The sequence below is a fragment of the Prochlorococcus marinus CUG1433 genome (genome assembly GCA_017644425.1).
GTDB lineage: Bacteria > Cyanobacteriota > Cyanobacteriia > PCC-6307 > Cyanobiaceae > Prochlorococcus_A > Prochlorococcus_A marinus_U.
Genome location: JAEPLN010000001.1, coordinates 15,190 through 34,667 on the forward strand (window position 1 = coordinate 15,190; position 19,478 = coordinate 34,667).

Here is a 19,478-nt window from a genome sequence, read left to right on the forward strand (position 1 = left end):
ATATTGCAATGATTTCTAAATTTCTCAGCAAACTAAAATCAATTTTATTTAAAAGTGCAGTAACTCCTGAAACTCCTTTAAAGAAAGAAAAAAAAGCAGCAAAGTCTGCAAAAACAAAAACAAAAACAAAAACAAAAACAAAAACAAAAAACAAAGCAGTAAATTCTAAGAAAAATATTGAAACTTTGTCTACACTTCCAGGTGTTGGAGCAAAAAGCGCAAAAGCTTTGTATGAGGCTGGATTTAAAACAACAAAGGCAGTAATCGCTGCTGATGAAAAAGATCTTCTTGCCGTGTCAGGAGTTGGAATAAATCTTGTTAAGAAGCTAAAAAAGCTTAAATAGTATAAATTTTACCTCTATAGAAATTAATAATATTAAAAATTCACAAAAAATTTTAAAGTTCTAGGAAATTATCTTCTTCTTGCTTTTCTTCTTTGTTGCAATTTTCTTTTGTATTTTTCGATAGGGGTTTCATGATGTCTAAGTCTTTTTAAATCTGCAAAGATTCCAGATTTAGATACTTGTCTCTTAAATCTTCTTAGGGCAGATTCAATTCCCTCGTTTTCTCCTACTGTAACCTGTGTCAAAATTTTCTAAATAAAATATATTCTAGCACTTCATAAGATTTATTTAAACTTAAAACTTCTTCTTGGGTATTGACGGTCTATTTGGCTAATTTTTAGCCCACTCCACAAATCTTTTTTTATTACTTTTTATATCTTTTAATGATTCAAAATAATATTTTTCCCAATTATCTTTAGGCAGTCCAAGAAATAACATTAGGTTTAATGGGTATTGATTGCTATCAGCACAATTTCTAAAGTCATCCCTGAATAAAAAGATTTCCTTTTTTAAAGCAATTGCGATACCTAATTCAATCATTACCCCTTCATCTGGTGGATTTCCATTAACAATCGCAAAAATACAATCACATTCTTTTAAATCAAGGAAATTACTTCTTGCAACCTGATATGCCCACTCACTTTCTTTTTGTATTAATGTTTTTGCTCTCTCAAAAGGTTCAAATACTTCTACATTTAAATCATTGAAGATTTGAATAAATTCATGTAGGAGGGTTTTAGTTTGTTTTGAAAATCCATATGGATTAGCCAAATATAATTTCTTTCTCAACTTAAACCTCTTTTTTTGATGTACTCTTGGCGGTCATTTTTTGAATTTAAAGTATTTTCCCAAGGGAAAACAATCCATTGATTTTTTTTTGTTACATGTACTGTATTCCACCATTTAGGTTTGACTTTACTAAATAATACAAAAAACATAGCCCCTTCAATATTTTTGAAGGTCGTCAATGTAATACCTGTTTCATAAACATCATCTACTATTAGTGAATTCTTTATTGGTTCAGAAATTAAATCAATTTTTAATTTATGGCTTAGTGCTACAGCAAGACATAATCCACCACGAGGAACTCCATATATTCCAGAAAATTCCTTAAGCCTACATTTATTAGCGATTTGTTCTACGCTCTTATCAAATTCGCTCCAAGTAAAATAACTTATCATCTTAATTTTCTTTTTTTTCTGTTTTAGTAGCGTAATTTGAGGCAATTACACTTAAAAGTGCTAATACTTGCTCATTTGGACAATTAGTATTTTTTTTTAAATTTTCACATTCATTTATTATATTGGCGTATGTATCCTCAACTATCCCGTTCATTTGATCGATACTAAAAGAATATGGTTTATTCATTTTTAAATTATTAGTTATTTTATTTTTACTTAAATGTCCAACGAAGTAAATATTTTTTGTATTTAAAGATAAAATTATTCCCACATTGGGTCATTTAATTTTTCATTTTTAAGCGAAGAAGGAACATAAGTGTGTAATGTTTCTATTTTTATAGCCCATTTTTTAGAGTTTCCCTTTAAGATTTCGCTTTCAATTAGGTGTTTTAGAGGAATCCTTTTTCTTACATTAAGAAGTCCTAAACAAACTTCCCAGGCTTCATGATTTTTATAAATATCTAACCAAAAATCAAAAATATTTTCCAAGATTTCTAAAGGAATATCAAATGGAATCCCTATTGAAGGTCTTGCAATTAAATAATTTTTCTTTCTTAGTTCATTTAATAAATTATTTACGTTTAAATTAATAGCTAAAAGAATATCTCTTGCTGATTCATTACCTATTAATTCTTTTCTATGGCAATCTAAAAGATTTTTATCTTCAAGGATATTTTCATCGCAATTTTTTATTCCCACAATCCAAAACCCTTCGCCATTATTCACTCCACTAGCAAGAAATAGATATTGAGGAGAATTCTCCAAGATTTCAAATTATTTTTTCCATTTTTAACATTTTTTGCTTTATATGAAAATAATTTAGCTATTCAATTAACAATATGAAGTTCTCGTAAAAAAAATTTTGTTGTTATATTGGAATTTTGAAAATGTTTGATTTAAAAGAGCTAAAACTAATGTTTTTAGATCCTACTGATTTAATAATCAATAATATAAATAAATATCTTTATAGTAATAAAGCAATTAAATTTATTTTTTCTTAGGAAACAATTTTCCTATCCTTTCTTTTTGTATAGTTTCCTTTTTCGTTCTTATTTTCTTATCTTCTAGTGATTCTTTATTAGTACTTACAGCATAAATAATATAAAAAATCATACCAGAAAAAATTAGTCCCAATAATAGGATAAATATCCCTAAAGGCTCACTAGGACTAAAAATTTTAAGATCTAAGGCAGAATTCAGGGAGATTATCATCAATAAATTGATTCCTTAAAAAGCTTTACTGAAGTCTATTTAATTTCTTCGTAACCAAAGAAAGTTGAAGAGTCAGAATTCTTATACCCGTTAGCTGCCTCCTGAGGATTCTGAGCGTCAATCTTTCTCGCTTTAGCATGTATCATATTAAATGGAAAAATCACTGCACCAACGAAAAAATGCAGTAATAAGAAGTCAGAAGGTAATCCATTAGTCCATTCAGGGAAAAATAACAGAGTCATCAATGATTCGTACATATTTGGGATTTCATTTAAACTTCTGATATTATTGCTGAACATATTGCAATACTATAAATTTTTAATAAATTGAAATTTAATTCTTCATTTAATAATTATTAGTCTGATTTGAAAAAACAACAAAAAAACTAATATATTATTTATTAGAATTAAATACCGGCTATTGTTAAATTTCTTTTTTAGTTTATTTTTCATTACAATTTATCTGTTAAAACCTCCCTTAGCAATTGCATTTGAAAAGTCTGATCCTAGTGTATCTTTACTCCAAAATAGAATCTCGAATAATTTTTCTCGAAAATATTGTAAAGCTATCCAAAATGGTTTTTCTAAAGATGAAGCAATGAAATCTGCTATTGTAAAAACAGAAAATATCATTTCTTTTTCTTATAATCCTCAAAAAAAATGGATTGAAAAAGATGACTTATCAACTCAAATTTCATTGAGAGTTGTAAATGATTGTGGTAGGTCATTTGGATTAATTGGAAAGGAAGGGGTTGATTATTTTAAATCATACTTTCTAGAAATTTACGAAAAAACCACTCCTGACAAAAATTTTTCTAGATAATTTAACTCCATGAATAATATTTCAGACAAATTAGTGATGACTATAATTCTAATTACAATTCTTTTTGTATTTGGATTAATTTTTTCTGTAAGGTCTCCCGAGAGAAGGGTCATCGATTCGCCAATAATGTGGAAGGATGATTATTCTAATATTTCAATTCTCAATAGTAATAACTATAAATACGAAGGAAACAAGATAATCTATTAAATTTAATTAAGTCTTGTTATCATAAACTCAAAAGTATTATTAGAGGTTCACTTACATAAGGAATAAATATTAGAAGTTTCAATTAATTCTTAATTTATGTAGTTTAATAGAACTGAAGCTAGTCTTAAATCATCATTAAACCAAGCTCTAATCGCCATAGACCTTCTAGGGTCATAAAAGTTTTGTTTCCTGTACCAACTAAGAACTTCAGAATCAGACTTTTGACCATTACATGATAAGCAACATGGCACACAATTACTTGTACTGCTTTCGCCCCCTTTCGACCTTGGATGCAGGTGATCAAGTGATTCTGATGGTTTACCGCAATAAATACATTTATATTTAGTGAGTTTGTGAAGTGACTCTCTCCAACTTTTATTACTTATCTTTGGACATAGCTGATCAAGGTAAATTGCATCTTGTTTATGCATAAAATTCTTGATATTTTTTTGATAATAACAGTTTTTTTTCAATATTGAATAAAAAAAGCAAGAGAAGGCACTGAAAGCCTTTTTTATCTTCTTAAAATTAGAAAAAAAATTATCAAGAATATTAAGATTTTGATTTTATGCTTTATTTATTAGTTGATCCAATAGATAACTTTGATCATTCTTTATATAAAAGTATCTCTATATTTTTCATCTCTTTTTTTTCTAATACTTTTTCAGCAATTTCCGGAGGTGGGGCAGGTTTATTACAATTGCCAGCTTTAATATTATCTGGCGTTCCATATTATCAGGCACTGGCTAGTCATAAATTAGCAACAGTAGCATTAGGAATAGGTGGTTCATTAAGAAATTATAAATCTCTAAAAAATGATATTTATATTATTCGGTTAATTTTAATTTTTGGTATACCAGGAGTAATTGCAGGGGCCTCTATCGTTAAATTTATATCAGAACAATATTTATACTTTTTTTTGGGATTATTCTCAATATTATTGGGTTTTTACTCGTTACTTAAACCAGATTTAGGTTTATCTTCTCGTAATAATAATCTTAATTTAATTCAAAAGATTAGATTTTTAATTTTTATTTCCCTCATAGGAGTTTTGAATGGTTCTATTTCCTCAGGTACAGGACTTATCGTAACAATACTTTTGATAAAAACTTTTGGAGTGGATTTTCTTCGTGCTATTAGTCTGACTTTTTTTACTGTTGGAATTTTTTGGAATCTTACTGGAGCATTTTTATTAAGCAAAATTGGATCACTTTCTTTAAATTTACTGATATTATTAATAATTGGTTCTTTTACTGGTGGGTATTTGGGAGCTCATTTATCAAAATTAAAAGGAAATATATTAGTTAAAAAAACTTTTACATTAGTGTGTCTTTCTGTTGGTGTTAGTTTAATTGTTAAATCTTTGATAAATTTCCTTTAGTTTATTGAAAATACTAATACTGTTGTTGTCAAGATCATACCAAAAGCTGTTGTTGCAGTTAATAAAGATAAATTCAATTTTTTAAATATTAGTTTTTAGACAATTAATCGTCGTATTAGATAGTACTTTTAGTTAAAAATTTTAAAAAAGTAAAAAAAAGACCTCACAAATGTGAGGCCAGGTGATGGGGAACCTTATTTTTAAACCAATTTCTAAAAAATTGCAAGCCCCTATCTGTAGCGGTAATTAATTAAGCTATAAGCACTACAGGTAGTGTTTAGGAATTCTTATTGATTTTAGTCAGCTAATTTTTAAATAATTTTATAATTGTTAAGACTCTTTGAAAAATTTCTTATTTCGAGATTTCAAGTGTTTTAGTAATTTAACTTGTTAAAAATTTCATGCATTGTATCATTCATAAGAAGTTTGTTAGTTAAAAAGCCTTAATGATTGAATTAACATTAATAACTCTTTTGAACTATGTTGGAGATAATTTTTGTGTATATAGAGACTTAGGTCATGATAATTATAAATCTTTACTTCTTTCTTATAGTGATGCAAGCAATAAATTTGGATCATTGGAAGTAAAAAGGGTTATAGAAAAATCAGATAATTTTAAAGTTACAGCAGTTGCTATTGCTGCAATTAAGTGCCCACAACATATAATTAAATAATGAAATTTGAATTAAAAACTGAAAATAAAGATTATGAAAAGTCATTTTCAAATTTTTTCAAAACTGTTTCTGTAATTATATTTATTGTTATCTTCTGTGATATTGCATTAAAATTGGGAACTATTTCTAGAGATTATCAAATTGAAAGCAGTTGTAAGCTTTTATCTGTTGAAAAATCTAAATCAAATTTTAAAAGAATATCAAGACTTTCTAATCTCAAAAGTAAACAGAATATTTGGGATTTTTGTAGGGAGATTATTAAATAATATTTAGCTCGAAGCTGATGAGTAGAATCTTAATGCAAACAACCAGAACTTTCTTGAAGTAAAAATAAATACAGTAGCAACAATTCCTTCAAGCAATATTTGCCATAATTGAGATTGATCCAGGAAAACTTCAGATGGAATTGTAGTTATAAATGCAATAGGGATAATCACACTAAAAAATATTCTTAGAGAAAATGAAAATGAACTAAGTGGAAATCTTCCTATATAAAGGAATGACCTTAATACTTCTGTCGCATTCCATGTTTTAACAAACCAAATAGTAGTTGTAGAAATAAAAAACCATAAGCTATATAAAATACAAATAGAACAGATTATAGTAATTAAAGATAAAGTAATAAAACTAAAATTGAAATTTATCTGATTAATTCTTCCGCAGTACAATAAAAGGCATAATCCAAGTATTATTTCTAAGAAGCCTGATGGGTTTATTTTTTTTAAGGAGATATAAAATTGACTATCAATAGGTTTTAAAAGTACAAAATCTAAAGTCCCTTCTCTTATGTGTTTAACTATTTCTGTAAGATTTGGATTGAACCAAGTATTAGTTATCCCATTTAATATTGTGTAAATAGCCTGTATTATCAATGCCTGTTTAAATTCCCAGCCTCCAATAATTCCATTATTTTGAAAGAAAATAGTTAATAAAAAAATACTACCTATTAAACTTAAAATAGCCGTAAAAAAATCAATTAAAATATTAGCCTTATATTCCAGCTCAGAAGCAAAAGAGGTGTGTAAAAATTTTGTATAAACTTTTAAATATTTTTTTAGATTCATGATCCCATAGCAGTATATTTTTTAGTTCCTACAGACCATATTTTTTTAAATGCTGGGAAAAGTAATAAAATCCATATGATTTGCATGCTAAAGCCTCTAATAATATTAGTTTCATTTCCTGAAAGTAAGTTTGCTGGGAAATCTATTAGGTATGGAAAAGGGGTTAAATAAATCCAAGATTTAACATGATCGGGAAACGAGACTACAGGTGCTAAAAGACCTGATAGAAATAAAGTTGGAATAAATAGTAATCTTTCTATTGATGATGCTTTTTCTGTCCAGAAACAAAGACATGCAACAACTGACTGAATTAAAAATTGAATCAAAAAGGACAAGAAAGTCGATATTGCAGACAGGAAAAAAATAACTAAATTTGGAATCCATATGCTTTCTGGGTTAAATATAAAAAAGAATAATGCGATTATTAGTGCGAAAGGAAATCTTGTTATTTGCTCCGCAAGATGTTGTGCAAAATATCTGAAAAATGGATTTAAAGGTTGGATTAGATACGGAGATATTTTTCCCATAAGAGAGTCTTCTTCAAAACTAAAAACAACCCAAACAACAGAAAATTGCCTTACAAAAAAAGCACACAAGAAATACCTAGAAAGCATAATATCACTAATATTTATGGATTCGTTAAGGTTATTGCTTGTCCATATGTTTAACATGAAAAAAGGAATTATTCCTGAAATCGCCCATAATGCAATTTCTATCCTATATTCCAACATATTTGAATATTGAACCTTTAGTAACGTGACTATTTTGCGATTAATCAGATTAGATATCATAATCTTTTTTATTTAATATTTTTCCAATAATTTCATCAATAGGAGGTTCATTTATATAAAAGTCTTCAACATCAAAATTATTTAGTATTGTTTTGAGTGCAGATGTTATGCAATTATTTTCAACTTTGAGTGTAATTTCGTTATTTGATCTGTTTTTAACAATAAAACCTGATTTTTCTAATTGAATAGCTTCTTCTTCTGAGCGAAAAACTATAAGTATTTCTTTCACAGGACAAAGTTTTTTTAATAATAGATCAAGTTTTCCGTCATAAGAGATGGATCCGTTGTGAACACATATTACCCTCTTGCATAACGAAGTAATGTCTTTCATATAATGACTCGTCAGGCAGATCGTTGCATTAGTATCCTCATTATATTTTTGAAGAAATTTTCTTAGATTTCTCTGTGCATTAATATCTAAACCAAGTGTAGGCTCGTCTAAAAATAATATATTTGGTTCATGTATCAAAGCTGCAAGTAATTCAGATTTCATACGTTGACCCAGAGATAGTTTTCTAACAGGTATGTATAATTCCTTGTCAATTTCAAGCATATCTGATAATTTTTTTATTCTTTTTTTTGCTTCGAACTTATCTATGTCATATATCGATGCATTTAAATAAAAAGATTCAATTGGTGGAAGATCCCAAATAAGTTGTTGCTTTTGACCCATTATTAAGGTGATATTCTTTAAAAAAGTTTCTTTTCTTCTGTAAGGTAAGTACCCAGAAACGAAAATTGAACCATCACTAGGATAAATTAATCCACAAAGTATCTTTAGAATTGTTGTTTTCCCGGCTCCATTTGCGCCTAGAAAACCTATTATTTCTCCTTCTTTGATTTCAAAGCTTATATTTTTAATGACTTTCAAACTTTTTGTTTGCCTTCTGAAAAAATGTTTAAATGTACCTTTTAAGCCAGGTTCTTTAGAAGAAACATCAAATGACTTAGACAAATTTTTTACATCAATAATATTCTTAACCATTTCCGTTTTGATAATCTATAAAATTTATTCAATTTATTTATTTACTAATTTATTCTAAAGATAAATTTTTGTGATTTAAAAAATATCTTTAAAAGATGCAATTAGCCAAAGAAAAAAGTTAATTGGATTAAGTAATTCCCTTACCTGATTTTTGTTTTCATACTGTAGCTCTTTTAAAGGATTAAAGACAATATCATAGTTCCCCTTTTTATAATTATAATTTCTTATTACATTACCGTTTTCGTCAAGGAGATCTATTTCATCTTCAAAAAACCATTGTTCTTTCCCATCAGATAATTGTAAGACTACTCCGATACCTTTACCATCGGTAATTCTAAAGTCACTAATTTTAGCAACTGATGAAACATTCACAGCATCAATAATTTCTTTTGTGAGTCTATCTTTGGATAGATCTAAATTTATTTGGACAGAGTTTCCTATTTTAGCCTTATCTAAAATTGACATTTTTAAGTCATTATACCTACTGATACAAAAATTACGAGATTAATACTAACTTATTGATTATTTCATTAATTAAGATTCCTTGAATAATGCTTCAAGGATTCTTTTAATTATAATTGCAAATACTCTCAAGAAGACAAAAAACAAACCTAACCATCCCAAAATGATAGCCATTGACAACAAAATTGAACCTAGATCACGCTGTAATAAATTCTGCATGAATTTCTAAATTAAATAGAAGCCACTCTAACTTAATAACTTACTTTTCAATCAGGAATAGTGACAAAGTACTGAACTTTTTAATATTCTTTTTGCTAGGTTATTTATAAGAAGTGATTTATGAGCTAGGATTTGTTTAAGAAACCTAATTAAATACTTTGGATTTATCTTTAAATTCTTATATTGGAATACTATTCATCCTTATAGGTTTAATAGTTAGAGTTGATTTTAAATTCTCCATGCAAAAGGATCTCTAAAAAGATTTTAAAGTCCCTTTTTCGCTTAAATAAATCCTTTCGTTTTTTTTTATCTATAAATCTTTGGAAATACAAAAAAAAACAGCCTAAATGGCCGTTTTTAAATGGTGGCGGGGGGGAGATTTGAACTTCCGACCTTCGGGTTATGAGCCCGACGAGCTACCAGACTGCTCTACCCCGCGGTATATATACAGCATACATCTGAAAGGGTTGTTTTTTCTAAAATCTTTAGGATTCTTGGAATTTTAATTGACCTTTAACTTCCATTCGAACTCCTTCAGAGAAATTAAACACTTTTTCTTCAATGTCTTGAATTCTTAAGTCAGATATCCACTCTAACTGTTTTAGCAAGTGGAGACTCACAGCGTGTTTAGCTCTTTTTGAACCATCTTCTACTTTTAAAGCCAATCCTATGCCTTCATTTATCTTGCACAGGCACTGTATTCCCTCAGCGCCACCTTTACCTATAACTTGTCCATGAGAAGCCTTAATTATTTCTGTATCAAATTTATTATTATCACTTATCATAATTGGATTGGTTGTCATGGCTCTACTGATTTGCTCTAATTCGGCATTTTCAGAACTGCTAAGAAGAGAATATAACTTAGACATTTCGATAAGTTTTAAATAAAGAGTAGGAGCTCCACAATCATCACGTTCTGCATTTATTTCAGATAACGGGATTTCAAGTAATTCGGAAACAATTCTGAATATTTCTATTTGAAGAGGATGATCACCCTTTAGATAACTATCTAATGGCCAATTCATTTTTTTGCATGTAGCTAAAAAAGCAGCATGTTTGCCAGAACAATTATGTTCTAGTGGACTTGTCTTTGATTTTGGACATTTAAGATTATTAATGTCAATGTCATATTCCCATAAAATTTTGAATGCTTCCCTTGAATGTATTTTTGATCCACTATGTGAACCGCATGATAATGCAATTGATTTTGAAGCATTATTTATTTTTGATGAAGCACCACTACTAACAAAAGGTATTGCTTGGAAAGGTTTTAATGCTGACCTTATAAAGCTTTTATATTCAGGATTTCCAGCGCACATTAAAACCCTACCTTTTTTATCAGTAATAACAGCGTGAATCTTGTGGATCGACTCAATATTTGATCCTCTCATTAGGGTAGCTTGCAAGGGAGGATTGTTTGATGTGTAAAGGTTTTTAAAGTTTGAACTCATTAAAAAATATTATATTGAAAAAACAAAATTCCTGTTAAAGCCAATACTGAAATAATAGAAAAAACTTGAATTAAATTTTTTAAAATAGGTTTTACCTCAATTGAGGCAATAAGTGCTTCTTTTTCTTTTAAAACTAATGGCTTTATCCATATTTGCCCGTCGTACCAGCCAGATTCTTCGTATTCAACTTTTTCAGAAGTTAATCTTTTAAATATATGATTCCAACCAAGATAAAGTCTTAAAGATATTAAGAGAGGTATAGATAAGCTACTAAACAAACTTAAAAGAAAATATCTTAAAGTGGATGTTTTGAAATATACACTTCCTGAAGAAATAACAAGAAACAGTAAAAACGAGCCTATCCAGAACTTAATCAATACAAGAATTAATGATTTTTTTGTTTTTGGCCAAGAAAAAATTTTAGATTTTGATAATTCTATGAATTCATTCGTTGGTTGTTGCTCCTTAGGGACAGGACATTTTGATTCGTTCATAAAAAGATAATTATGGAAATGAAAGATTATCCCCATTACTCCAGAATGATTCAAGATCATAATATTTTCTTACGTCTGGTTGAAAAATATTTACAATCAAATCACCATAATCAAGTAAAGCCCATTTCGCTTCGCTTACTCCTTCCTTTCTTAATGGTTCAACTTTAGCCTTCTCTCTCAACTCTCCCTCAACAGAATTTGTTATGGATCTAACCTGTACATCAGATAGGCCCTCAGCAATTAATATCCATTCACTAATGAAAGAGACCTTGTCAATTTTTATAAGCTTTATATCTTTAGCTTTTTTTTCGTCACAAGCTCTGGCGGCAATAAGAACCAAACGTTTATTGTCCATAAACATTTTCGCTAGAGACTGATTTTTCTGAACCTTCTTGTTGCGATAATTCTGATCTGGCTTTTTCAGCACTTTTTCTTAAAGCATCTAGTCTATCCTCAAAGAAGCTTCTTTTTTTCTTTTTTCGTGTCTTCTCAATGAGCTCTTTTAACGCTCCTCCAAGACTCTTATAAGCATTTGGGATGCTGTATCCAAATCTACAAGCAAGATCTATAGCTCTTTCATCTGCAAAGATCGCATCTTGTAGTTTTTTTTCAGAATTATTCTTTATATACAATCTATAACCTGCAAAACTTGATAAGCCAAGCGCTAGTAATAAAAGTAATCCATCTTGCACCCACAACTCTCCTATCGCTCCACCTAGGCCTATAGCTAGAGCCGCCATTTCCCATCCATCTCTGGGAATTGCGTCATTCTGTATTTTTCCAACCTCGTGCCAAAACAATAAATTTCTATGGTCAATAGCAAAGTTATCCCATTCATCTAGATCTATTTGTATTTCTACTTCATCACGACCAATTTCCTCAAGGGTTATTAATGGAGGATCAATTGCAGCCGCAGCTTCAATAAATACCCAACTTTCATTCTCTGGAGGCAACAAACTTTTAAGTCGCTGAAGTTCGCTCATAAAAAATTAATTTCTTTCAATACTATAGAAACAAATGTTGCTTTTCAAGTAACTTGATTAACATCTGATGATTTATAAGTAGCATGAAATAAACATAGGTTTTATATTATGCCTCAAAGAGGTGATCTTAAAAAAATTCTTATTTTAGGTTCAGGCCCGATTGTAATAGGACAAGCTTGCGAATTTGATTATTCTGGAACTCAAGCTTGTAAAGCTTTAAGAAAGGCTGGTTATGAAATAATCTTGATTAATTCAAATCCTGCATCAATAATGACTGATCCTGAGATTGCAAATAAAACATATATTGAACCATTAACTCCAGAAATCGTTTCACAAATTATTTTAAGAGAAAAACCTGATGCGATTCTTCCCACAATGGGAGGTCAAACTGCATTGAATCTAGCTGTTAAATTATCAGAGTCAGAATTTTTGATTAAAAATAATGTTGAATTAATTGGTGCTGATTTAAGAGCTATTAATAAAGCAGAAGATAGAAGATTGTTTAAGGAATCGATGGAAAAAATAAATGTAAATGTATGCCCATCTGGGATAGCATCTAATTTGACTGAAGCAAAAGATGTCTCAAAAAAAATTAATTCCTATCCTCTCATTATTAGGCCAGCATTTACTTTGGGTGGTGTAGGAGGTGGAATTGCATATAACCTTGAAGAATTCGTCGAATTGTGCAAAACAGGTTTAGATGCAAGTCCTACTAATCAAATATTGGTTGAAAAATCACTTATCGGATGGAAAGAATTTGAATTAGAGGTCATGAGAGATACTGCAGATAACGTAGTAATAGTCTGCAGTATTGAGAATTTAGATCCAATGGGTGTTCACACTGGAGATTCTATTACTGTAGCTCCTGCACAGACCTTAACAGATAAGGAGTATCAGAGATTGAGAGACTTATCCTTGAAAATTATTAGAGAGGTGGGAGTTGAAACTGGAGGGAGTAATATTCAATTTGCAATAAATCCAGATAATGGGGAAGTAATTGTCATAGAAATGAATCCACGTGTGAGTAGGTCATCTGCTTTGGCAAGTAAAGCAACTGGATTTCCCATAGCTAAGATTGCAGCTTTATTATCTGTTGGCTATACACTTGATGAAATTGTTAATGACATTACACAAAAAACACCTGCATGTTTTGAGCCGTCTATTGATTACATTGTTACCAAAATTCCTAGGTTTGCTTTTGAAAAGTTTAAAGGCTCTTCAAATACTTTAAGCACTGCAATGAAATCTGTGGGAGAGTCAATGGCAATTGGTCGGTCTTTTGAAGAATCTTTTCAGAAAGCATTGAGGTCCTTAGAACTTGGTATTTATGGATGGGAATCTGATGCATTAGATGATTTTGAGAGCGAGAACGACTTATTAAATAGTTTAAGAAACCCTACATCTGAAAGAATTCTCATAGTTAAAAAAGCTATGGAACTTGGAAAAACTAATTCTTACATTCAAAAGGTGACTAATATAGATTTATGGTTTATCGAAAAATTACGTAATATCTTTAATTTTGAAAATGATTTTTTGAAAGATAAGGAACTTTATACTCTAGATAGGGATTTGATGTTACATGCTAAACAATTAGGCTTTTCAGATCAACAGATTGCAAAGTTAACTAATTCTGAGTTTTTTGAAGTAAGAAGATATAGAAAAAAACTTAATATAAATCCAATTTATAAAACCGTTGACACTTGTTCAGCAGAATTCTCATCCTCAACTCCCTATCATTATTCAACTTACGAAGAATCTTTCATTAATTTTAATTCTCAAATTTTTGATAGCGAGATTTCAGAAAAAAGTAAATCAAAAAAAATTATGATTTTAGGAGGAGGTCCAAACAGAATTGGTCAGGGAATAGAATTTGATTATTGTTGTTGTCATGCATCATATCAAGCTTCTACAAATGGTTATAAAACAATAATGGTTAATAGTAATCCTGAAACTGTATCAACGGATTATGATACTAGCGATATTTTATATTTTGAGCCTGTAACTTTGGAGGATGTGCTTAACATAATAGAAGCTGAAAATCCTTATGGTTTGATTGTTCAATTTGGAGGTCAAACTCCACTGAAATTATCTTTGCCTTTATTTGAATGGCTTAAATCTAATGATGGGATCAGAACTGGATCAAAAATTCTTGGGACTTCTCCAATATCTATCGATTTAGCAGAAGATAGAGAGGAATTTACAAAAATTCTTGAAGAATTAAGTATTAGACAACCTTTAAACGGTATTGCACGTAATCAAAATGAAGCAGAAATAGTAGCAAAAAATATAGGGTTCCCCTTGGTTGTAAGACCTTCATATGTTTTAGGTGGAAGGGCAATGGAAATTGTTAAAGATGAGAATGAATTATCGAGATACATTTCTGAAGCAGTTAAGGTATCACCTGATCATCCAATTCTTCTTGATCAATATTTGAATAATGCAATCGAGATAGATGTTGATGCTTTATGTGATTCAGAGGGTTCCGTTGTAATTGCTGGCCTAATGGAACATGTGGAACCTGCAGGAATTCATTCAGGAGATTCAGCCTGTTGCTTACCATCCATTTCTCTTTCAAAATCAACAATAGACAATGTAAGGAACTGGACTAAATTAATTGCACAAAGATTAAATGTTGTTGGTTTAATTAATTTGCAATTTGCAGTAGTAAATGCAAATAATAAAGAAAATAAATTATTTATTCTCGAAGCAAATCCTAGAGCATCCAGGACAGTTCCATTTGTTTCAAAAGCCATAGGTAAACCAGTTGCAAAATTAGCTACTCAGTTAATGCAAGGTTTTACATTAGAAGATCTTAATTTCACAGAAGAATTTTCTCCAAAATATCAGGCAGTAAAAGAGGCCGTTTTACCTTTTAAAAGATTTCCTGGGTCTGATACATTACTTGGTCCTGAAATGAGATCTACTGGAGAAGTAATGGGTTTAGCTAAAGATTTTGGAATTGCTTATGCGAAGTCGGAATTAGCAGCAGGTAATGGTGTCCCTTCAGAAGGCGTTGCTTTTTTATCTACAAATGATTTAGATAAAAAAAATCTTGAGGAAGTTGCTAGAGAACTTTTGAATTTAGGATTTAAATTAATCGCAACAAAAGGTACAGCTTCATATTTGGTGAATTTAGGAATTCAAGTTGAAGAAGTTCTAAAAGTGCATGAAGGAAGACCAAATATTGAGGACCTAATTCGTTCGGGACTTGTTCAATTAATAATTAATACTCCAATTGGCTCACAGGCTCTTCATGATGATGCTTATTTAAGACGTGCCGCTTTAGAATATAATATTCCAACTTTTACAACTATTCCTGGAGCAAATGCAGCCATTAAGGCGATCAAAGCTTTGCAATGCAATAAGATTAATACTTACTCTTTACAAGAAATCCATAATTATTAAAATTTTATTCTAAGTTTTTTAGTTTTTCTCTTAATTGATTAACTAGAGAGTTTCGACTAATTGAAAGTAATTTGAGAGTATCTTGATGCATCTTAAGTTGTGTCTCCGCTATTTGTAGTACTTTTATAGATTCTTTTATTTCATTAGAAAGTTCATTTATTAAATATTTTTTTCCTTCAAAGGTTAAAACTGGATTTGCAGAATCATTTGTGTTTTCGCTCATGGATTTACTTTTTTAATAAATAAAATAGAACTATAATTTTTTAATCAGCTGTTTTTCACATAATTCTTTATAAATTCCAGGTTTATTTATTAAATCAATGTGTTTCCCAACTTCAATAATTTCACCTTTATCGAAAACTACTATTTTATTGGCCTCTTGAGTAGTGGCTAATCTATGAGCAATTACGATAACTGTTCTATCTTTCATAGCTCTATTAAGTCCTTTTTGTACTTCAGATTCTGATTCTGCATCTAACGCACTTGTGGCCTCATCTAAAAGGAGAATTGAAGGGTTCCCAAGTATTGCTCTTGCAATTGCTATCCTTTGTATCTGACCACCTGAGAAATTTGATCCTCTTTCAGTTATTTCAGTTTCATATTTCTCAGGAAGCTTTTGAATGAAGTTGTGAGCGTTTGCTTTTCTTGCTGATTCTATAACCTCTTCTTTGGTGAAATTTCTGCCCATTCTTATTACATCAATAATTGTTCCTGAAAACAAAAAAGGCTGTTGTTGTACTAAAGCAATGTTTTTTCTAATATCTTTTGTATTTAATATTTTGAGATTTTTATCATCTATAAAAATGTCTCCATTATTTGGAGTTATAAACTTTAATATCAAAGCCAACATTGTACTTTTACCAGCTCCAGAAGCTCCAACAAATGCTGTGACTTCCCCTCTTTTAATTTCTAAATTGATATTTTTAAGTACTTGATTATCTTTTTCGTAAGCGAAATTTACTTTCTTGAAACTTATCTTTCCTTCACAATTGGATATTCTTCGTAAATTTTCTTTGTCATCTTCGAAAGGTTCTTGATTAATATTTTTCAACCTTTTTATTGAGGCTTCTGCCTGTTTATAGTCATTAAAATTTGTACTTACATGGCTTATTGGATCAATAAGCATTAATATTGCTGCAAAAAAACTACTAAATTCTTCGCTTGTTAGAAGGCCTAGATTTATTCTTGCGGCTCCAAAACCTAATATTGCTAATATTCCAAATGCTTCAACAAATCCTACTACTGGATGTTGAAATGCAAGTAGTTTTAATGTTTTATATTTTGCTTTTTTATTTGTACTTAATCTTTTATAAAATCTTTTCTCAATCCAATTTTCTGCAGCAAAGGCTCTTATGGTGGACATTCCATTTATAGATTCACCTATTAATCCTGCTAAATTACTTGTTGATTCCTGACTTTTTTCGGATGCTATTAAAACTCTTCTTCCAAAACTGTTAACTGAAAGAATAATCAATGGTGCTAAAACGAATGTTGATACTGATAGTGACCAGTCTAAATAAAACATATAGATTATTACCGCTAACAACTGTAAAGTGCATGGAATAGTATCTTGAGCTGTTTTATAAATAACTTCGCTTACCCTGTCTGCATCTTCTGTAAGTCTATATGTAATGTCTCCGGCTGAAATATTTTCAACGGAATTCATCTTTATTTTTTGTATTCTTCTAAATAAATTTCCTCTCATCACTTCACTAATTTCTAAAGATGGTTTTGCTATGAATACATCCTGTCCAAATTGAGCAGTTTTCTGAACTAAAAATACAAATAAAGACTTAATTATTATGCTAGAAACCTTTGAAAGATCACCTGACCCAATTGCTGGGATTAAGTTTCCAGCTAAATAAGCTAATAAAGGCCAACAAGCTACGTAAATAAGCATGCATACAAAACCCTTGATAAACCTATTTGAATATGGTCTGACCGGTGGTATTAGTCTCAAGTTATTATATATTTAATTATTAATCCTACTTTATCAATATCTTTGGGTATAAAAAACAATGAAATTGGATCAATTCTTAAAATGGAAAAATTTGGCATCTTCTGGTGGCGAAGCAAAAATTTTTATTAAATCGGGTTCTGTTAAGGTTAATGGTCTAATTGAAACTAGGAGAGGAAGGAAGTTAAACAAGGGAGATAAAGTAATATTTCTAAAAAATGAATTAATTTTTGAATAGTAACTTATTCAACTCACTTTGTATTAGTATATTTTTCTTGGAGATAGTATTTTGAGAAAATCTGTAATTGCTGGTAATTGGAAAATGCACATGACTTGTGCTGAGGCTAAATCCTATTTAGAAAAGTTTATTCCCTTAATAAAAAACATTAAAGACGACCGTAAAATTGTTATTGCTCCACCTTTTACAGCTATTTCAACCTTTTCGGATCATTCTGATTTTGAATATTTAGATATTTCTAGTCAAAATATTCATTGGGAAGATCAAGGGGCATTTACTGCAGAAATATCTCCAAAAATGCTTCTTGAGCATGGTGTCTCATATGCAATCGTTGGACATAGTGAACCAAGGAAATATTTTAGTGAAAGTGATGAACAAATTAATAAAAGAGCAGTTTTTGCTCAATCTAGTGGACTTACTCCAATAGTTTGTGTAGGAGAAACACTAGAACAAAGAGAGAGAGGAGAAGCTGTTAGAGTTATTACTAGACAGGTTGAACAAGGATTAGAAAATACAGATCCATCTAATTTAATTGTTGCCTATGAACCAATATGGGCTATTGGCACTGGTAAAACATGTGAGGCAGAAGACGCTAATAAGATATGTTCTTTGATTAGGAAATTAATAGGTTTTGATGATGTAATTATTCAATATGGTGGATCTGTTAAACCTAATAATATTGACGAAATCATGTCAATGAGTGATATAGATGGGGTGTTAGTTGGAGGGGCTTCATTAGATCCGAATAGTTTCGCGAGAATTGCAAATTATCAATAAGAAAAATCCATGGCCAAAAGGGTGGGGCCAAAAAACTTCAATTATGGGAGTTATTAATTTAACTCCTGATTCATTTAGTGATGGTGGGGAATTAAACTCCTCAAAAAAAGTTATAGATCAAGTAGGCCATTTCTTGAGCAATGGTGTTGATGTTATTGATCTTGGTGCTCAAAGTACGAGACCTGGAGCTGAAGAAGTTGGATCTAATAAAGAAATAAAAAGATTGATCCCATATCTAAAATTAATAAAATCTGAATTTCCAGATGTTTTAATTTCTATTGATACTTTTAATTCTGAAGTGGCTTACGAAGCTCTTTTAAATGGTGCTAACTGGATTAATGATGTCACGGGAGGAAGAAGAGATATAAAAATTTTGGATGTTGTATCAAAATTCAACTGTCCATTTGTCATAACTCATAGTCGTGGTAATAGTCAAAATATGAATCAACTCTCTAATTACCAGAATGTATTGAGTGATGTTAAGTGCTCGCTTGATAATTTAATAAAAAATGCTTTAGAAAAAAATATATCTGAAAGAAATATAATAGTGGATCCTGGAATTGGTTTTTCAAAGGATATCATTCATAATTTGGAAATCTTGAGAAACTTAGATGTATTTAAAAAATGGAATTTGCCAATTTTGATAGGTGCATCTAGGAAAAGATTTATAGGAGAAATTTTGAATGAGAAAAATCCCAAAGAAAGAGATATAGGAACACTTGCAATAAGTTGTCTTTGTTCTCAATTTAATATTGACATTGTGAGGGTTCATAACGTCAAACTAAATTATCAAATCCTGAAAGTAGCTGATAAGATTTACAGAAAATAATA

At 29.9% G+C, this 19,478-nt stretch carries 29 protein-coding genes and 1 tRNA gene; 10 read left to right on the forward strand and 20 right to left on the reverse strand.

The features are described 5' to 3' along the window. The first annotated feature begins 8 nt into the window (after positions 1–8). Entirely contained in the window at positions 9–344 is a 336-nt protein-coding gene (locus JJ842_00125) for a helix-hairpin-helix domain-containing protein (GenBank protein MBO6970318.1), read from the forward strand. A 68-nt stretch (positions 345–412) separates the two neighbouring features. Here the strand turns inward: JJ842_00125 and JJ842_00130 are convergent, their stop codons facing one another. The 7 genes from JJ842_00130 to JJ842_00160 all read right to left on the reverse strand — a co-directional run bounded on the left by JJ842_00130 (position 413) and on the right by JJ842_00160 (position 2,994). Further along, positions 413–589, reverse strand: coding sequence for a 30S ribosomal protein S21 (locus tag JJ842_00130; protein ID MBO6970319.1), 177 nt, complete (start codon positions 587–589; stop codon positions 413–415). Between the two features lie 85 nt (positions 590–674). After that, positions 675–1,133, reverse strand: coding sequence for a nucleoside 2-deoxyribosyltransferase (locus JJ842_00135; GenBank protein ID MBO6970320.1), 459 nt, complete (start codon positions 1,131–1,133; stop codon positions 675–677). Further along, positions 1,130–1,525: a phosphoribosyltransferase gene (locus JJ842_00140; protein MBO6970321.1), complete on the reverse strand. Its 396-nt coding sequence runs from the start codon at positions 1,523–1,525 to the stop codon at positions 1,130–1,132. Before JJ842_00140 ends, JJ842_00135 begins: the two co-directional genes overlap by 4 nt. Before the next feature lies 1 nt (position 1,526). Further along, a complete protein-coding gene (locus JJ842_00145) occupies positions 1,527–1,712 on the reverse strand; it encodes a hypothetical protein (protein ID MBO6970322.1) in 186 nt (61 codons plus the stop codon). A 74-nt stretch (positions 1,713–1,786) separates the two neighbouring features. Next, positions 1,787–2,290: a josephin gene (locus tag JJ842_00150; GenBank protein MBO6970323.1), complete on the reverse strand. Its 504-nt coding sequence runs from the start codon at positions 2,288–2,290 to the stop codon at positions 1,787–1,789. A gap of 222 nt (positions 2,291–2,512) precedes the next feature. Next, the gene (locus tag JJ842_00155) at positions 2,513–2,737 is read right to left on the reverse strand and encodes a hypothetical protein (GenBank protein MBO6970324.1); all 225 of its coding nucleotides are present in this window, start codon (positions 2,735–2,737) and stop codon (positions 2,513–2,515) included. A 35-nt stretch (positions 2,738–2,772) separates the two neighbouring features. Beyond that, the gene (locus JJ842_00160) at positions 2,773–2,994 is read right to left on the reverse strand and encodes a hypothetical protein (GenBank protein MBO6970325.1); all 222 of its coding nucleotides are present in this window, start codon (positions 2,992–2,994) and stop codon (positions 2,773–2,775) included. 163 nt (positions 2,995–3,157) lie between these two features. Here JJ842_00160 and JJ842_00165 point away from each other — a divergent pair, with 163 nt between their 5' ends. After that, positions 3,158–3,559: a hypothetical protein gene (locus JJ842_00165; protein MBO6970326.1), complete on the forward strand. Its 402-nt coding sequence runs from the start codon at positions 3,158–3,160 to the stop codon at positions 3,557–3,559. 9 nt (positions 3,560–3,568) lie between these two features. Further along, positions 3,569–3,766 (forward strand): hypothetical protein, encoded by a 198-nt coding sequence (locus tag JJ842_00170; protein MBO6970327.1) that lies wholly within the window; start codon positions 3,569–3,571, stop codon positions 3,764–3,766. 89 nt (positions 3,767–3,855) lie between these two features. Here JJ842_00170 and JJ842_00175 read toward each other — a convergent pair whose 3' ends face one another. After that, entirely contained in the window at positions 3,856–4,197 is a 342-nt protein-coding gene (locus JJ842_00175; protein MBO6970328.1) for an HNH endonuclease, read from the reverse strand. 137 nt (positions 4,198–4,334) lie between these two features. Between JJ842_00175 and JJ842_00180 the strand changes: the two genes are divergently transcribed. The 3 genes from JJ842_00180 (at position 4,335) to JJ842_00190 (ending at position 6,087) form a co-directional block, all read left to right on the forward strand. Then, the gene (locus JJ842_00180; GenBank protein MBO6970329.1) at positions 4,335–5,147 is read left to right on the forward strand and encodes a sulfite exporter TauE/SafE family protein; all 813 of its coding nucleotides are present in this window, start codon (positions 4,335–4,337) and stop codon (positions 5,145–5,147) included. Between the two features lie 446 nt (positions 5,148–5,593). After that, a complete protein-coding gene (locus JJ842_00185; GenBank protein MBO6970330.1) occupies positions 5,594–5,821 on the forward strand; it encodes a hypothetical protein in 228 nt (75 codons plus the stop codon). After that, positions 5,821–6,087: a hypothetical protein gene (locus tag JJ842_00190; GenBank protein MBO6970331.1), complete on the forward strand. Its 267-nt coding sequence runs from the start codon at positions 5,821–5,823 to the stop codon at positions 6,085–6,087. Before JJ842_00185 ends, JJ842_00190 begins: the two co-directional genes overlap by 1 nt. Positions 6,088–6,090: 3 nt before the next feature. Here JJ842_00190 and JJ842_00195 read toward each other — a convergent pair whose 3' ends face one another. The 10 genes from JJ842_00195 to JJ842_00240 form a co-directional block, all read right to left on the reverse strand. After that, positions 6,091–6,885: an ABC-2 family transporter protein gene (locus JJ842_00195; protein ID MBO6970332.1), complete on the reverse strand. Its 795-nt coding sequence runs from the start codon at positions 6,883–6,885 to the stop codon at positions 6,091–6,093. Beyond that, positions 6,882–7,676 carry an ABC-2 family transporter protein gene (locus JJ842_00200; protein ID MBO6970333.1) on the reverse strand — a complete coding sequence of 265 codons (795 nt, stop codon included), beginning with the start codon at positions 7,674–7,676 and terminating at the stop codon, positions 6,882–6,884. Before JJ842_00200 ends, JJ842_00195 begins: the two co-directional genes overlap by 4 nt. Beyond that, a complete protein-coding gene (locus JJ842_00205) occupies positions 7,666–8,661 on the reverse strand; it encodes an ABC transporter ATP-binding protein (GenBank protein ID MBO6970334.1) in 996 nt (331 codons plus the stop codon). The genes JJ842_00200 and JJ842_00205 overlap by 11 nt, the downstream gene beginning before the upstream one ends. Before the next feature lie 75 nt (positions 8,662–8,736). Beyond that, positions 8,737–9,126: a DUF2862 domain-containing protein gene (locus tag JJ842_00210; GenBank protein ID MBO6970335.1), complete on the reverse strand. Its 390-nt coding sequence runs from the start codon at positions 9,124–9,126 to the stop codon at positions 8,737–8,739. Positions 9,127–9,195: 69 nt separating this feature from the next. Then, a complete protein-coding gene (locus JJ842_00215; protein ID MBO6970336.1) occupies positions 9,196–9,342 on the reverse strand; it encodes a hypothetical protein in 147 nt (48 codons plus the stop codon). Between the two features lie 362 nt (positions 9,343–9,704). After that, positions 9,705–9,781: transfer RNA gene (locus tag JJ842_00220), tRNA-Met, on the reverse strand. A 46-nt stretch (positions 9,782–9,827) separates the two neighbouring features. Next, positions 9,828–10,793 carry an asparaginase gene (locus tag JJ842_00225; GenBank protein MBO6970337.1) on the reverse strand — a complete coding sequence of 322 codons (966 nt, stop codon included), beginning with the start codon at positions 10,791–10,793 and terminating at the stop codon, positions 9,828–9,830. After that, complete coding sequence (locus tag JJ842_00230; GenBank protein MBO6970338.1) at positions 10,793–11,287, reverse strand: CGLD27 family protein; 495 nt, start codon at positions 11,285–11,287, stop codon at positions 10,793–10,795. The genes JJ842_00225 and JJ842_00230 overlap by 1 nt, the downstream gene beginning before the upstream one ends. A gap of 10 nt (positions 11,288–11,297) precedes the next feature. Continuing rightward, positions 11,298–11,642 (reverse strand): ribosome silencing factor, encoded by a 345-nt coding sequence (gene rsfS, locus JJ842_00235; protein MBO6970339.1) that lies wholly within the window; start codon positions 11,640–11,642, stop codon positions 11,298–11,300. Beyond that, complete coding sequence (locus JJ842_00240; protein ID MBO6970340.1) at positions 11,632–12,270, reverse strand: DUF3318 domain-containing protein; 639 nt, start codon at positions 12,268–12,270, stop codon at positions 11,632–11,634. The genes rsfS and JJ842_00240 overlap by 11 nt, the downstream gene beginning before the upstream one ends. Positions 12,271–12,378: 108 nt before the next feature. Here JJ842_00240 and carB point away from each other — a divergent pair, with 108 nt between their 5' ends. After that, a complete protein-coding gene (gene carB, locus JJ842_00245; GenBank protein ID MBO6970341.1) occupies positions 12,379–15,675 on the forward strand; it encodes a carbamoyl-phosphate synthase large subunit in 3,297 nt (1,098 codons plus the stop codon). Positions 15,676–15,679: 4 nt separating this feature from the next. On the opposite strand, the gene JJ842_00250 is transcribed toward carB, so the two are convergent. Together JJ842_00250 and JJ842_00255 are read right to left on the reverse strand one after the other, a co-directional pair. Continuing rightward, on the reverse strand, positions 15,680–15,898 hold the full coding sequence (locus JJ842_00250) for a hypothetical protein (GenBank protein MBO6970342.1): 219 nt from the start codon (positions 15,896–15,898) through the stop codon (positions 15,680–15,682). A 30-nt stretch (positions 15,899–15,928) separates the two neighbouring features. Further along, positions 15,929–17,635 (reverse strand): ABC transporter ATP-binding protein, encoded by a 1,707-nt coding sequence (locus JJ842_00255; GenBank protein ID MBO6970343.1) that lies wholly within the window; start codon positions 17,633–17,635, stop codon positions 15,929–15,931. Positions 17,636–17,693: 58 nt separating this feature from the next. Here JJ842_00255 and JJ842_00260 point away from each other — a divergent pair, with 58 nt between their 5' ends. The 3 genes from JJ842_00260 to folP are packed head-to-tail and all read left to right on the forward strand — an operon-like array spanning position 17,694 to position 19,476. Continuing rightward, entirely contained in the window at positions 17,694–17,870 is a 177-nt protein-coding gene (locus JJ842_00260; protein MBO6970344.1) for an RNA-binding S4 domain-containing protein, read from the forward strand. A 51-nt stretch (positions 17,871–17,921) separates the two neighbouring features. Next, a complete protein-coding gene (locus JJ842_00265; protein MBO6970345.1) occupies positions 17,922–18,647 on the forward strand; it encodes a triose-phosphate isomerase in 726 nt (241 codons plus the stop codon). Next, on the forward strand, positions 18,631–19,476 hold the full coding sequence (gene folP / locus JJ842_00270) for a dihydropteroate synthase (protein MBO6970346.1): 846 nt from the start codon (positions 18,631–18,633) through the stop codon (positions 19,474–19,476). The genes JJ842_00265 and folP overlap by 17 nt, the downstream gene beginning before the upstream one ends. The last annotated feature ends 2 nt before the right edge of the window (positions 19,477–19,478 follow it).